The organism is Dactylosporangium vinaceum, assembly GCF_019904175.1.
Classification (GTDB): Bacteria; Actinomycetota; Actinomycetes; order Mycobacteriales; family Micromonosporaceae; genus Dactylosporangium; species Dactylosporangium vinaceum.
This window is the reverse complement of sequence record NZ_CP061913.1, coordinates 2,476,321-2,490,831: the sequence shown is the minus strand read 5'-3', so window position 1 is coordinate 2,490,831 and position 14,511 is coordinate 2,476,321. Positions and strand designations below refer to the sequence as shown.

Genomic DNA, 14,511 nt, shown 5'->3' with positions numbered 1-14,511 from the left:
TTGAGGGGGGTTTCTAGCGGCGTACGCCGGCGCGCTGCGCCAGGGCGTGCTCGGTCACGGCGACGAGGATTTCCTTGGCCGACGACCGTGACCGCACGTCGGCGTCGAGCATCGGGACGCTGCGGTGCACAGCGAGTGCGTCCCTGATGTCCTCGAGGTGGTAGCGCGCTGCACCGTCGAAGTTGTTGACAGCGACGACGTAGGGCAGGCGTCGGTTCTCGAAGTAGTCGATGGCGCCGAAGCAGTCGGCCAGCCGCCGGGTGTCGGCGATGACGACCGCGCCGATGGCGCCGCGGCACAGCTCGTCCCACATGAACCAGAAGCGCTTCTGGCCGGGCGTACCGAAGAGGTACAGGACCAGATCCTGGTACAGCGTGATGCGGCCGAAGTCCATCGCCACCGTGGTGCTGCCCTTGTCCGGCACCAGCGACGCGTCGTCGTGCGCGAGGCTGGCGGCGGTCATGACGGCTTCGGTCGTCACCGGCGGGATCTCGGAGATCGCGCCGACGAGCGTGGTCTTGCCCGCACCGAAGCCGCCCGCGATGATGATCTTGACGGCGGTGGGGCGCCCCCGCCGATGCGGATCGGTCACATCTGGCCCCGAATCGCGGGCGTCAGCGCATCGCCGATCCGGTTGGCAAGCTCGGTCATCTCGTAGGAGACCTTGCCGACGTCGGCGTTGGGCGAGGCGAGCACCAGCATCGATGCGCCGTCGCTGAACGCCATGCAGAACATGAAGCCGCCGTCGAGCTGGGTCACGTTGGAGATGACCTGGCCGGCGTCGAAGAAGCGGGCCGCGCCGGCCAGGAGCGCGACGAGACCACTGCCGGTGGCGGCGAGCTGGTCGGCCCGGTCCCGGGGCAGGGCCCGGGTGTGGGCCAGCACGAGACCGTCGGTGGAGATCGCCAGCGCATGGCTGACGTCGGGGGTGCGGCTCGCGAAGCTATCCAGCAGCCAACCGAGATTACTCGGGTCGGTCACAGAAGTGGTCCTCTCCAGCTGTTGCATATACATCCCAACGGTTCCCCCCGGAGCCGATCAGCCTTGCGGGCGTCGGTTTGCGACGCCTCGTGCGTATGCCGACATCGCCGCGGCCACCCGCGAGGGGTCCCGCTTGGGCGTGCCGGTCTCCACCGGCTTGCCCGGACGCTGCTGTGTGGACTCGGCCGCGCCGGGCACCAGGTGCCGCCCGGCCGCCCGGACCGGAAGACCCGCCGACGTCGTCGCGCTGACCTGGGGCGTCGCCGCCTCCTGGGCCGCCCGCCAGCCGGTGTCGGCGGAGGACTCCCAGTTCTTCGGCTCGGCCGGGGCACCGGCCGTCGCCATCACCGGCTCGGCGACGGGCCGGGCGGCCTCGGGCTCCAGGTCGGGCGGGGACTCCACGTGGAACCAGCCGCTCACCGACTTGAAGATCGGCAGCTCCATCGCCTCGTCCTCGGCCGAGGCCAGGATCGACGGGACCTCGGGCTCCGGCAGCGGCGGCCACATGCCGGGCCCGGGCGGGGCCGGCTGGGCGTACGACGACGACTGGGCGGCCGGCGGGTACGCGGCGGCGGCCTGACTGCCGGCCGCGGCCTCGTACGGCGCCGGGTCGTACGGGGCGTCGTAGTCCGGGGCCTGGAACACCTGGGTCGCGGCCGAGGAGTTGATCGGCGCGAGCTCCTGGGTCGCCCACTGCTGGGCCTGGGTCGGCACCTCGAACAGGCTCGGCTCGGAGCGCGGCTGCGGGGTGAACAGGTCGCCGCCACCGCCGCCGGGGCGCGAGCCGTTCCCGTTGGACTCGGGGGACCCGGCGGTGGCCGAGGTCAGCTGCGGTCCCCGCTCCGATGCCATGATCGGGCGGAAGACCTCCTTGGGGATGATGATCTCGGCGAGCGTGCCCGTGTGCTGGCCGGGGCGCAGCGCCACGCCGATGTTGTACCGGGCGGCGATGTGCCCGACCACCGTCAGACCCATGGCGCGCACGGCGGCGATGTCGATCGCCGGCGGCCGGGCCAGCAGTTCGTTGAGCTGCTCGCGCCGAGCCGGGGAGAGGCCCACGCCGGTGTCGACGATCTGGACGATGACCCGGTCGCCGAGGCCGCGGGCGGTGACCCACACCTCGGACTCCGGCGGCGAGTAGCCGGTCGCGTTGTCCAGCAGCTCGGCCAGCAGGTGCACGATCTCGTCGACGGCCTCGGCGACGACTGCCACGTCGTCGTCGACGCTGCCGAAGCGGACCCGCACGTAGTGCTCGATCTGGGAGATGGCGGCCTGCAGGACCTTGCCCAGCGGCGCGTCCTCGCGGCGGACACGGGCGGCGCCGGAGCCACCGAGCACCAGGAGGCTCAGGTTGATCCGGGCCATCCGGGTGGCCAGGTGGTCGAGCTGGTAGAGCTCCTGCAGCCGGTCCGGGTCGGTCTCGTCGCGCTCGACCCGGTCGACCTGGGCCAGCACCGCGTCGACCAGTCGCTGCTCGCGGCGGGACAGGTGGACGAAGATCTCGGCGACGTTCGACCGCATGACGGCCTGCTCACCAGCGATCTTGACCGCCTCGCGGTGGACGGCCCGGAACGCCTGGGCCACGTCGGCGACCTCGTCGGAGCCGGACACCACAAGTGTCGAGGACGCGCGGTCGGCGACCTCGTCCGGATCGACGGTGCCGGGCGCGGCGGCCCGCAGCTCGGCCACGACCGAGGGCAGCTGGTCGTAGGCGACGGTCCGGGCCGCGTCCTGGAGGTACCGCAGCCGCCGGGTCAGGCGCCGGGCGACGAAACCGGTGAGCACGATGGCGACCAGCAGCACGACCACCACGCCCGCGGTCTGCAGGGCGGCCCGGGTCATCTGGTCGTCATGGACGACCGCGACGGACTGCTCGATGCTCTCGTCGACCTGCTGCTCCACCTGGTACAGCAGGCCCTCGTAGCCGGACATCGCGTTGATCCAGGCGGCCGAGTCGAGGTTGATCCGGGTGCCCGGCTGCGTGCGGCCGACCTGGTCCTGCTGGCGCTGGGCGGCGACGACCTGGTCGCCCATGCCGGCCTGCTCGTACCAGGTCCGCCACTCGACGGGCGCGAGGGCGTTGAACGCGACCGACTGCTCCGTGAAGCTCGTGCGGGTGGCGGTGATCTCCTGCTGCAGCGCCGGGGTCAGCTCGCCCGCGGCGATACCGCGCAGCACGGCCGCCTGCTGCTGCCCGACCGCCTCGGCGGCGCGGGCGAGGGCGGCGGCGGCGCGGATCTCGTCGGCCAGGTCGGTCGGCGCGCCGGAGCGGGCCACCGACTCCCGGTAGTCCAGGAGGTCGGCGATCATGATCCGGTAGGAGAACGCGACGGCGGAGACCGATGCCTGCTTGCCGTTGCGGACCTGGTCGCGCAGCTTCGACAGCGAGCCGAGGCCCTGGTCGATCCGGTCGAGCGTCTCCGAGTCCCCGCCGCCGGCGAGGTTGTTGCGCTGGGTGCCGTACTTGTGCACGGCGTCGTCGGTCAGCAGCACCTGCTGCTGGAACGCGTCCTGCTGGGTCGCCTCGTTGCGCAGGACGACGTTGACGGCCGCGGCCCGTTCGCGCTGCAGGGCGTGGGCCAGGCCGCCGGCGTCGGTGGCCAGGGCGGAGAGGTCCTGCAGCGTCCGGGCCTGGTTCACCTCCTGCACGGTGGAGAAGAAGGCGACACCGGCGAAGACGACGACGGCGACGAGGGGGACCGCGACGATGAGGCGGAGCTGGTCGACGATGCGGCGGCCCGCCCGCTGCCCGGAGCGCCGCTCGTCACCGCCGCGGCCCGGAGGCAGCGTCTGATCGCGGCGGGCGAGGGCGGCGGTATGACGGGTAGGCCGACGCTCGGGGCTCTGCCGCGGGTCGCGACCCTGCCGTTGGGCGGGCACGGGCAGCGAGCTCTGGCTTTGGGTCACGAAAAGTCCCCGCAGGCATCCGAGATTGACAATGCGCGTCGAACGCAGACCGCGCCGAGCAGGGCAAGTGGCCCAATCCCCCGGCTGTCGCATCGACGTTGTGCACAATCACAGAGCGGCCGATCCGTGTCAATACCGACGTACGTGATCGAACGACGATCGCCTGTATCCGCATCATCCGTTCGCCGTCGGGACGTCAACCCGTACGGACCCAAACGGCTGGACCGGACCGATTTCCGACTGATGTCTTCCGATATGAGCAACCCCTGTGTGATGTTTACTTTACCCTGCCGCAATGGTGACAGAATGCATTGTCGACAATACGTACCGTGACTCATTGTCGCGAGAAAATATGATTAACCGACAATGTTCATGCGTAGGCAAAGATCCCGGCGGCAAGCTCCAGCTGATCGCCGTCCGCGCAGACCCGCCCGCCGAACCCGAGCCGGGCCAGCGCCGCGCAGGACTCGCCGAACCCGCCGGGATCGGGGCAGACGTCCGCCAGGGGCGCCCCCACCCCGGCCGCGGCGCTCGCCGTCACCACCATCGACCGCAGCCACAGCAGCTCCCGCTCGTCCGGGCCCGGCCGCAGGCGCAGCTCCCGCACCAGCGCGGCCTCGGCGAGCAGCAGCCGGGCCACCCGGGGCGCCCGGGCCAGCTCGGCCGCGGCCAGGACCCCGGCCGCCGTCTCCAGCACCGGGATGACCGCGACCTCACCGATCGCCCGGCCGGTCGCCTCCTCGGCCTCGGCCAGAGCGGCGCCGAGGGCGGCCAGCTCCGACGCCGAGCCCGCCGCCGACGCGCACACTCCCGCGATGCCGGGCACCACCGCGGCCTTCGCCGCGCGCAGGCCGGCCTCGCCCGCCGGGAGCCGCACCCAGCCGCCGGGCCCGGCCGGTGGCCCGTCGAGCAGAGCGGCAGGCTGGGCACCGGCGACGAACAGGTACGAAACCATGCCCTAGATCTTCGGGGGCCGGACCGGTTTCGGCCATTCGGCCGCGGCATCGGGGCCGCACGCGCGACCGTGGGAAGGACGAACCAAGGAGGAGACATGGCTTCCGACGCCGTCACGCTGATCACGACCGACCACCGGATGATGGAGCAACTCTTCGACCGCCTGCGCGACGCGGACGGGGACCGCCAGCTGCTGCTGGACGAGTGCGCCGCCCGCCTGACCGCACACAGCCACGCCGAGGAGCAGCGGGTGTACCCGCACCTGCCCTCGGCCGACGAGGCGCACCACGGCGCCGATGAGCACCACGAGGCCGAGCGGCTGCTGCACGACCTCCAGCGCATCTCGCCCGAGGGGCCGGACTTCGAGGACAAGCTCGAGGAGTTCATCGCGGCCGTGCGCCACCACGTCGAGCACGAGGAGACCGTGCTGCTGCCCGAGCTGCGCGAGGCGCTGTCGCCGCAGCGGCTCGACGAGCTGGGCGCGGCGTTCGAGGAGGTCCGCGCGGCCGAGCTCGCGGTGGCCGGCATCCGGGTGTGAAAGCCGTGCCCTGGTTGCCGATTGGCCGGCCTTCGGTACGATCGGGCAGGTCATGGTCAGTTTCGGCGGCCTTACCGGTGACCCCGTCGGCGCGGCGCGTCTCAGCGACCTGCCCCTGGGTCACTCGGCCGTGCAGACCAGCAACCACGTCATCGTCCTGGTCACCGCCGGGCAGGGCACGCACACGCTCGACTTCGTGACGTACGCCTGCCGGCCCGGCACGCTCCTGTGGGGCCGGCCGGGCCAGGTCCACCAGTTCGGCGGCCAGGCCGGCTTCGACGCCACGGTGCTGACGTTCTCACCGGCCATCCTGCCCGAGCTGCCGCTGCCGGAGCTGCTGGCCGACCCGTTCGCACCCGCGTGCTGGCAGCCCGCCGGCGAGGACGAGGACGCGATCGTCGCCGAGATCGCGCAGATCGGCGTCGACCAGGTCCGCTTCGGCGGCACGTCGTTCGGCACGACCCTGATCGCGCACTCGGTCGCCGTCCTGCTCATGCGCATCTCCGCCCTCGCCCCGGTGCCGCGGCGCAGCCCGGCCGACCTGCTCATCGGCCAGCTGCGCCGGGAGCTCGAGCGCGAGGTGCGCCACCGGCGGGTCGAGGACTACGCGGAGCAGCTGCGGTGCTCGGTGCGCACCCTGACCCGGGCCAGCCTGGCGGTGACGGGGCGCAGCGCGAAGCAGCTCATCGACGAGCGGGTGGCCCTGGAGGCCAAGCGCGTCCTGGCCGTCAGCGACCTGCCGGTGGCCGATGTGGGGCGGCGGCTGGGCTTCGAGGAGCCGACCAACTTCGGCCGTTTCTTCGCCCGCGAGACCGGCCAGTCACCGGGCAATTTCCGGGCCGCCCTGCACCGCTCCCCCGCACCGCGCGTGCCGCACCAGCGCTCCGCCCTGCCCGGTCGCCTGACGCCGCGCACGGCCTGAGCCCGCCGCCGCACCGCGCCGGCAATGTGGCACGTGCGGTTCACCCGATCGAGACGGTGCTTAGCTCGATAGGGGTACGCGTAGGCGCCCATGGGTACGCTGGCCGGCATGAGCGCCCGGGAGCGGCTGGTGGCGAGTGCACAGGAGCTGCTGTGGGAGCGCGGCTACGGCGGGACGAGTCCCAAGGCGATCCAGGAGCGGGCCGGGGCCGGGCAGGGCTCGATGTACCACCACTTCGCCGGCAAGGCCGAGCTCGCCGCCGCGGCGCTCGCAGCCACCGCGGCGGCCGAGCGGGAGCGGGCCGAGGGCGTGCTCGGCAGCGGCGGCGGGGCGGTCGAGCGGATGACGGCATACCTGCGGCGGGAGCGCGACGCGCTGCGCGGATGCCCGGTCGGGCGGCACGCGGCCGACGCGGAGGTGCTCGCCGATCCGGCACTGCGGGCGCCGGTCGAGGAGACGTTCGCCTGGCTGCGCGGGCGGCTGGCGGCGATCGTGGCCGACGGGCAGTCGTCCGGGGAGCTGCGGCGCGGTGCCGATCCGGCGGCCGTGGCGGCGGCGGTCGTGGCGGTCGTGCAGGGTGGCTACGTGCTCGCCCGGGCAGCCGGATCGCAGGACGCGTTCGACGAAGCATGCGAGGGTGCGGTACAGCTGGTGGCGGCACTTCGACCGGAGGGGTCCGCCGAAAGGTCATTTGAGTAGCCGATCACCGCGATTGAGGTAGGCGTCGGCGATGACCGGAGTAATAAGGAAGGAATGCGACCGCCTCGATCCGTACAAACCGGGTGAATCGCATTTGGATCACGGCGCGATTCGGCACTCCGCGGGTTTCGCCGGTCCCGGAAGCGCCGGCGGCTCCAGCTCCAATGCGGCTTCCTCCCGGCCGACGAACGGTACGAGCGTGAAGTACGCGATGGTCGGCAGCAGCGACGGGAGCTGCTCCACGCGGCCGCTGGCGACATAGCGGTACACCGTGGCGTAGATGCCGCCGACGATGGTCTCGACCAGCTCCTCCGGCATCGGCAGGTCGGCCGCCCGGGGCGCGTCGGCGAAGAAGCGGTCGAACCGGCGCAGCATGCGGGCCCGCTCCTCGCGCCCGTGCGGTCCGGCCGCGTCGATCTCGACCACGGCCGTGGTGGCGAACGCCGGCAGCTCGGCCAGGACGTGCAGCAGCACCCGCAGCGCGGCCCGCGTTCCCGCCCGCCAGGTCGGCTCGGCCCGGTACGCGTCCTCCATGATCTTGAACAGCAGGCCCGTGCCGTGCCGGTACGTGGCGATCAGCGCGTCGTCCTTGCCCGCGAACAGGGCGTAGAAGGCGGGGCGGGTCACCCCGGCGGCGCGGCAGATGTCGCTGACCGTCGCGTTCGCGTAGCCCTTCTCGGCGACCGTGTGCACCAGCGCGTCGTACAGCCGCTCGCGCTGGTTGGCCGCGATGACCTCCGGCGGCACCCGGCTCGGGCCGCGCTTGATCGCCCGCCTGGGGTCGCGGCCCTCGCGGGCGCCGGGCAGCTGGCCGAGCGACCGGGCACTCGGGACCGCGTCCACTGAATCGGTCGCCATGTGACAAGTATCGTTCGGACCGCCAAACGGGGCCGGATTCACCCATCAGGATTCCGCGGCCGCCCCGGTCGGGCCCCCGCGCCCCTCGCCGGGTGGCGGACGGGCACCGCGACAGGGCACAGTATCCGCGTGTCGACGTCCGCCCAGCTGGCCAACGCCGTGCAAGGAGCCCGCGCGATTGCCGCACAGGGCGACAAACGGGGCGCCCTGATCCTGCTCGACCGCGCCGTGGACGACGCCGCGGCCCGCGCCGGCAGCGACGATCCCGACGTGTTGACGGCGACCGTGCAGCTCGCGAAGTACCACGCCGAGATCGGCGAGCTCAACGACGCGCGGCGGGTGCTCGAGGAGGGGCTCGCGGCCGGCTACCAGCGGCTGGGCGACGGCCACGCCGTCATGCTGGCGCTCTCGTTCGAGCTGGCCCGGGTGGCCGGCGAGCTCGGCAACGTGTTCGAGGCCAAGCGGCGCTACAACCTGGTCGTGAAGCTCGGCCCGCAGGCGCTCGGCGAGGGCCATCCGAGCGTGCGCGCGGCCCGGGACTACCTGGGCCTGCCCGAGCCGGAGGGCGACGCCCCGGTGCCGCCGCCCCCGCCTGTCACCTTCGAGCCGCTGACCCCACCGGCACCCCGCGCGCCCGTGGACGACCGCCCCATCTTCCGCCCGGCCCCGCGCAAGGAGCACCCACCCCCGCCGCCGCGGCCCGCAACCGACGAAGCCGCACACCACGAGGCCGCGTACGACGCCCCGTCCTCCGGCGGCTCAGCGTACGGCGGGTCGGCGTACGGCGAGGCCGCCGAGGACGAGGACGACTATCAGCCCGCGCCGTGGCAGCGAGCCGGCCATCCGCCCGCGCCCCACCCGCCCGCGCCGGGTCCGACGTGGCCCGCGCAGCCGGCGTCCGGGCCGCCGCCCGCGTCCGGACCTCCGCGGCCCGGGCAGCCGCCCTCCTCCGGGTCGCCATGGTCGCAGCAGCCGCCCGCGTCCGCGCCGCCCTGGCCCGAACAGCAGCCCGCCTCCGCGCCGCCCTGGCCCGAACAGCAGCCCGCCTCCGCGCCGCCCTGGCCCGAGCAGCCCGTCTCCGGACCGCCGTGGGGGGACCGGCCGCGGTACGACGACTACGGGCGTCCGGACGAGTACCGGCCGGTGGAGGACGACCGGGGGGCCGGCGACTACCGGCGAGCGGGTGCATACGAGCGGCCGGGTGAATACCAGCGGGCGGGTGACTACCGGCCGGCGGGCGACGTCCGGCATCCGGGTGAATCGGAGGAGCGGCGGCGGTGGTCGCCGATGATCGCGGTCCTGGTCATCGTGATCGTCGCGGTGCTCGGTGGCGGGATCGCGGCGGCGGTGGCGTTCGTCTCGGCCGGCCGGGACGAGCCGGGCGCCGGGCCGGCCGGGTCCGTGGCCGCGCACGACCCCGCGCCGGCATCGGCCGCGGCGACCACGGGTGGCGCGGCCGCGCCGGGTAACGCCCGGGCGCCCGGAAACCTGCAGCTCAAGGACGACCGGACGAGCGTCACGCTGACCTGGACGGACCCGAGCAAGGGCACCGTGCCGTTCATCGTGGCCGGCGGCACCGACGGCGCGATGCGCCAGCTCCAGGGGCTTCCGGCGGGCACCACGAAGTACACCATCAACGGCCTCAACGCCAAGCTCGACTACTGCTTCAGCGTCGCCGCCGTCTACGGCACCGCGGACGTGCAACTCTCGGACCTCGCGTGCACGAAGCGCAAATAGTGCAACAACCACGCTCCGTGAGCGGGTATCCGGCACACATCGACGGGAATATGATGAGCCGCGGTTTGCCGGAGGGGGCCGGAAAGGTGACGAGATGCCAGAAGCCGACGGTCGTTGCGGTCGGACGGCACGGATGTGATGACTAAGCCCATGTCATGGAACCTGCGGTCGGGTCGCACCGGCGCGCTGATCACGGGCGGGACGATCGTCGCACTTGTCGCGGTGCTGGGCCTGACGCTGTGGGGCACCGGCGCGGCCAACCATGCCGTGGCGAGCTTCGACGTGAGCGCCTGGCTGTGGAGCGCCGACAAGGGCGAGGTCGCCCGGGTCAACGGCGTCACCGGCAAGGTGGACACCCGCACGAAGATCACCGACGCGCAGGGCCACACGATGCAAGTCACACAGAGTGACCGATTCGTGATCCTCCGGGACGTCAACACCGGCAAGGTGAGCGTCCTGGACCTGTCCAGCCTCACCCTCGGCGCCACCACCCAGGCGACACCCGGCATCGGCGTGGTCGTCGCGGTGCACGACGACACCGCGTTCATCATCGACACCGTGCAGGGCCAGGTCCGCCAGCTCGACCCGATGACGCTCCTGCCGGTCGGGGAGACGCTGAGCTTCCCGCCGAACATCTCCGCGGGCACGTTCGACGACAACGGCCGGCTGTGGCTGCTGGTCCCGTCCGAGGGCACCGTCGTCGGCATCGACGCGGCGAAGCTCACGACCACCGCCCCGGCCGGCGGGGCCGGAGCCGGGGCCAGCCCGAACCCCGGGGGCCAGGGCGGCGGGTTCACCGGCAGCCCGGCCAAGGTGAAGACGATCGGCGTGGCCGAGCCGAACCACGACCTGGCACTGTCCATTCTGGACTCCGGCGTGGCCGTGCTCGACAAGACCACCACGACGCTGACCACCCTGCGCGGCGACGCGGTGAAGAAGGTGCCGCTGAAGCTCGACGGCGAGGGCGGGATACCCGACCGGACGGTCGGCGGCGACGTGCCGGTCACCGTGATCGACGGCAGCCACGTCTACGTGGTCAACAACGACCGGGTGAGCGACTTCACGGTGCCCGGCGACAGCCCGAAGCTGCAGCCCTGCGTCGCGTGGTCGGGCCGGTTCTACTGCGCCGACGACGCCACCGGCACCGTGTATGTCCTCGACGGCCAGGGCAAGGCCCTCGAGCCGATCCGCATCCAGGCCGGCGGCAAGCCCCTGGAGATCGAGGTCCGCGAGGACCGGATGTTCATCAACGCGCCCGGCGGCTCGACGGCCCGGGTCGTGGACGCGAAGAACCACGTGACGACCGTCGACAAGTACGCCAACGACGTGCTCGGCGGTGACGCGCCGCCCGCGCCGCCGCCGCCCCAGCAGACCAAGCCGCCGGTGACCGCGCCCGGCGCGCCGGCCCGGGTCAACGCCGTGGCCGGCAACATGACGGCCCGCATCACCTGGACCGCGGCGCCGCCGAACGGCAGCGCGGTCACGAAGTATGTGGTCGAGGGCGACGGGGCGGCCCCGCACGAGGTGGGGGCCAGCCAGCGGGCCGTCGACATCGCGGGGCTCACCAACGGCCAGCAGTACAGGTTCACGGTCTATGCGGTGAATGCCAAGGGCAGCGGGCCGAAGAAGGCCGCGAACCCGGTCACGCCGACCCGGGACGTCCCCGACGCGCCGCCGAGCGTGGCGGCGGTGGCCAACCCCGACGGCACCGTCGCGCTGACCTGGCCGGCGGCGAACGGCCAGGGGCACAAGATCGCGAAGTACGTCATCACGACCGTCGGCAGCGGCGAGTCCAAGACGTTCGAGTCGGCCCAGCCGCAGTTCTCGGTGCCGGCCGGGGAGCTGCCCTACGGCACGCAGGTCGCGTTCAAGGTCGCCGCGATCAACGACATCGGGGGCAGCTCGGCGCAGTCGCCGCTGAGCCCGTCGGTGGTGCCGTTCAACAAGCCGGGTGCGCCGGGCGCGCTGAGCGTGAAGGCGTCGACGACCAAGCGCGGCACCGTGGTCGCCACCTGGAAGGCGCCGGCCGACAACGGCTCGCCGCTGACCGGATACGAGGCCACCGTCAACGGCACCAAGCAGACCATCGGCACCGCGCTTACCCACGAGTTCGCCGGGTTCAAGGACGCCGAGGCGGTCACGATCCAGCTCCGCGCGGTCAACCAGGCGGGCCCGGGCGCGCCGGCCACCGGCTCCGGCGCCACGCTCGCCGCACCGAAGATGACGGTGGCCGGCGCGACCGCCGCGCTCAACTCGATCACCGTGCGCTTCACCGCCACCGACGGCGGGGCGCCGGGGACGTGCAAGCTGGAGGCGGCCGGCGCGGGCAGCACCACCGGCACCTGCTCGGGCTCGCTGACGCTGAACGGGCTGTGGCCCAACACCGCCTACAACTACACCGTCACCATCGCCAACGGTGCGGGCATGACCGCCAGCGGCACGGGCACGGTCAGCACGCCCGTCTACAAGGGCACCGTGGTGTGCACCAAGACCAGCTACTGCGGGCACGGGGCGTCGAACGGCGGCATCTGGGTGTACACGGGCCCGTCGCAGAGCGGCTCGGGCATCGGCGACGTCTATGCGCCCGACCAGTACACGGCGATCTGCTGGACCAACTCGAGCACGAACACGAGCATCAACGCCGAGCCCTACGGCGGCAAGAAGAGCACCCAGTGGATCAAGATCGCGTTCAAGGGCGAGAACTACATCCCCTACGCCTGGTTTGATCTGCCCGGCGGCACGGGGCCGCTGAAGCAATGCTGATGGAGAACCGTGATCTCGGCTGAAGTGACGTCGACGCCCCAGGGTCCACCGAGCGCGGAGGAGGTCGCCGCGGCCACCGAGCTGGTGGGCCGGCTCGCGCGCAACATCGAGTCGATCGTGCTCGGCAAGCCGCACGTGGTCCGGCTGACCGTGACCGCGCTGCTGGCCGAGGGCCACGTCCTACTCGAGGACGTGCCCGGCGTCGGCAAGACCACGCTGGCCCGGGCCGTCGCGGCAAGCGTGCAGGGCCAGTGGCGGCGCATCCAGTTCACGCCCGACCTGCTGCCGTCCGACGTCACCGGCGTGACGATCTTCAACCAGGCGACCCGCGGCTTCGAGTTTCACCCCGGGCCGGTCTTCGCCAACATCGTCATCGCCGACGAGATCAACCGGGCCTCGCCCAAGACGCAGTCGGCGCTGCTGGAGGTCATGGAGGAGCGGTACGTCACAGTGGACGGCGTCCGCCACGGCGTCCCCCGGCCCTTCCTGGTCGTCGCCACCCAGAACCCGATCGAGATGGACGGCACCTACCGGCTGCCCGAGGCGCAGCTCGACCGGTTCCTCATGAAGCTCTCCGTCGGCTACCCGGCCGAGGCGGTCGAGATCGAGGTGCTGCGCGGCGCCGTGACCCGCTCCCCCGAGGCCCTCGACCCGGTCACCGACACGGCCACCGTCGCCCATCTGGTGCGGCTGGCCCGGCGCGCGCACATCGCCGACCCCCTGCTCGCCTACGCGGTCAAGCTCGGCAACGCGACGCGCGCGCATCCGCAGATCCGCGTCGGCGTCAGCCCGCGCGGCATCATCGCGCTGACCCGGGCGGCGAGCGCCTACGCGCTGACGGACGGCCGCGGATACGTGGTGCCGGAGGACCTCAAGGCCCTGGCCGAGCCGGTGTTCTCGCACCGGCTCCTGCTCTCCCCCGACGCCCAGGTGCGCGGCGTGGCCCCGGCCGACGTCGTGCGCCAGGTGCTCGAGGCGGTGCCGGTGCCCTCCCCCGTCGCGGCCTGATGCGCCTCACCGCACGCGGGGCCGGGCTGGGCGCGGCGGCCGCGGTCCTGCTCGCCGCCGGGCTCATCTTCGGGTATCGCCACCTCGTCGTCCTCGGCACCGCGTGCGTCGCCGCGCTGCTGTTCGCGGGCGGGTACGTGTGGTTCCGGCCGCGGCTCACGGTCGCCCGCGGCGTCGACCCCGACCGGGTCATGCGCGGCGAATCCAGCACGGTGACGCTGGAGGTCGGCAACACGAGCCGGCTGCGGGGCGCCACGCTCATCGCCCATGACCGGTGCGGGGCGGCGTCCGTGGCGGTACCACTGCTGCGCCTGAAAGCCGGCGGATCGACCACCGCGCAGTATCCGGTGCCCACCGATCGGCGCGGGGTGGTCGGCATCGGCCCGCTGCGCGTGGTGCGGCACGACCCGCTCGGCCTGATCACCCTCGCCCGCGGCTACGGCGGCACGGCGCAGGTCTGGGTGTACCCGCGCGTGCACCGCCTCACCGCCGTGCCGACGGGCATCACCCGATCCCTGGACGGGCGCGACGACCGCGTGCCGCACGGGACTATCACCTTCGACACGCTGCGGGAGTACGTCGTCGGCGACGAACTGCGCCGGGTCCACTGGCGGACGTCGGCGAAGGTCGGCGAGCTGATGGTGCGCGAGCAGCTGGACACGTCGCTGCCGCGGCTGGCGGTGCTGCTCGACGACCGCCGCTCGTCGTACCCGGACGCCGACCTGTTCGAGGCCGCGTGTGAGGCGGCGGCTTCGCTGGTGATGGCCGCGTTCCGCGATGAGCTGCCGATCGTGCTGCGGCTGCTGTCGGGCCGCTCGGCCGCGGACCGCTCGGCGCGGGCCTACCTCGATCTGCTGGCCGAGTCGGAGCTGTCCGGGCCGGGCTCGTCCGAGGCGGGCGCTTCGGCGACGTCGGACCGGTCGATCGAGGAGCTGCGCACCCAACGGGTCGGGGACACGCTGATCTACCTCACCGGGGACCCGGACCTTGCGCAGGTCAGCACGCTGCGCACGGCCTACCCGACGCTTGTGGCCGGGGTGTTCGGGCCGGCGCGGCCGGCGCTGGAGCGGATCGTCGTCCTGGCCGTGCGCGACGGCGCCGAGTTCGCCGCCGCCTGGGACGGGGTGCAGGTGTGGTGAGCAGC

General features: G+C 72.9%; 12 protein-coding genes. 7 read left to right on the top strand and 5 right to left on the bottom strand.

What is annotated here, in order from left to right; all coding sequences use genetic code 11:
* Window positions 1–13 precede the first annotated feature (13 nt).
* The 4 genes from Dvina_RS10875 to Dvina_RS10860 all read right to left on the bottom strand — a co-directional run bounded on the left by Dvina_RS10875 (window position 14) and on the right by Dvina_RS10860 (window position 4,843).
* Window positions 14–592 (bottom strand): GTP-binding protein, encoded by a 579-nt coding sequence (locus tag Dvina_RS10875; RefSeq protein ID WP_223102327.1) that lies wholly within the window; start codon window positions 590–592, stop codon window positions 14–16.
* Window positions 589–981, bottom strand: a complete 393-nt coding sequence (locus tag Dvina_RS10870; RefSeq protein ID WP_223102326.1) for a roadblock/LC7 domain-containing protein — start codon at window positions 979–981, stop codon at window positions 589–591. The genes Dvina_RS10875 and Dvina_RS10870 overlap by 4 nt, the downstream gene beginning before the upstream one ends.
* A gap of 57 nt (window positions 982–1,038) precedes the next feature.
* On the bottom strand, window positions 1,039–3,888 hold the full coding sequence (locus Dvina_RS10865) for a sensor histidine kinase (protein ID WP_223102325.1): 2,850 nt from the start codon (window positions 3,886–3,888) through the stop codon (window positions 1,039–1,041).
* 370 nt (window positions 3,889–4,258) lie between these two features.
* Window positions 4,259–4,843: an aldolase/citrate lyase family protein gene (locus tag Dvina_RS10860; protein ID WP_223102324.1), complete on the bottom strand. Its 585-nt coding sequence runs from the start codon at window positions 4,841–4,843 to the stop codon at window positions 4,259–4,261.
* A gap of 96 nt (window positions 4,844–4,939) precedes the next feature.
* Here Dvina_RS10860 and Dvina_RS10855 point away from each other — a divergent pair, with 96 nt between their 5' ends.
* The 3 genes from Dvina_RS10855 to Dvina_RS10845 all read left to right on the top strand — a co-directional run bounded on the left by Dvina_RS10855 (window position 4,940) and on the right by Dvina_RS10845 (window position 7,001).
* On the top strand, window positions 4,940–5,380 hold the full coding sequence (locus Dvina_RS10855) for a hemerythrin domain-containing protein (RefSeq protein ID WP_223102323.1): 441 nt from the start codon (window positions 4,940–4,942) through the stop codon (window positions 5,378–5,380).
* A 52-nt stretch (window positions 5,381–5,432) separates the two neighbouring features.
* Window positions 5,433–6,302 carry a helix-turn-helix domain-containing protein gene (locus Dvina_RS10850; protein WP_223102322.1) on the top strand — a complete coding sequence of 290 codons (870 nt, stop codon included), beginning with the start codon at window positions 5,433–5,435 and terminating at the stop codon, window positions 6,300–6,302.
* Window positions 6,303–6,410: 108 nt separating this feature from the next.
* Window positions 6,411–7,001: a TetR/AcrR family transcriptional regulator gene (locus Dvina_RS10845; RefSeq protein ID WP_223102321.1), complete on the top strand. Its 591-nt coding sequence runs from the start codon at window positions 6,411–6,413 to the stop codon at window positions 6,999–7,001.
* A gap of 99 nt (window positions 7,002–7,100) precedes the next feature.
* Here the strand turns inward: Dvina_RS10845 and Dvina_RS10840 are convergent, their stop codons facing one another.
* Complete coding sequence (locus Dvina_RS10840) at window positions 7,101–7,859, bottom strand: TetR/AcrR family transcriptional regulator (RefSeq protein WP_223102320.1); 759 nt, start codon at window positions 7,857–7,859, stop codon at window positions 7,101–7,103.
* A gap of 129 nt (window positions 7,860–7,988) precedes the next feature.
* On the opposite strand from Dvina_RS10840, the gene Dvina_RS10835 reads away from it, so the two are divergent.
* The 4 genes from Dvina_RS10835 (at window position 7,989) to Dvina_RS10820 (ending at window position 14,506) form a co-directional block, all read left to right on the top strand.
* Window positions 7,989–9,596, top strand: coding sequence for a hypothetical protein (locus Dvina_RS10835; RefSeq protein WP_223102319.1), 1,608 nt, complete (start codon window positions 7,989–7,991; stop codon window positions 9,594–9,596).
* Window positions 9,597–9,746: 150 nt separating this feature from the next.
* On the top strand, window positions 9,747–12,359 hold the full coding sequence (locus tag Dvina_RS10830) for a fibronectin type III domain-containing protein (RefSeq protein WP_246656146.1): 2,613 nt from the start codon (window positions 9,747–9,749) through the stop codon (window positions 12,357–12,359).
* Window positions 12,360–12,383: 24 nt separating this feature from the next.
* Complete coding sequence (locus tag Dvina_RS10825) at window positions 12,384–13,367, top strand: AAA family ATPase (RefSeq protein WP_223105457.1); 984 nt, start codon at window positions 12,384–12,386, stop codon at window positions 13,365–13,367.
* Entirely contained in the window at window positions 13,367–14,506 is a 1,140-nt protein-coding gene (locus tag Dvina_RS10820; protein WP_223102317.1) for a DUF58 domain-containing protein, read from the top strand. The genes Dvina_RS10825 and Dvina_RS10820 overlap by 1 nt, the downstream gene beginning before the upstream one ends.
* Window positions 14,507–14,511: the final 5 nt, after the last annotated feature.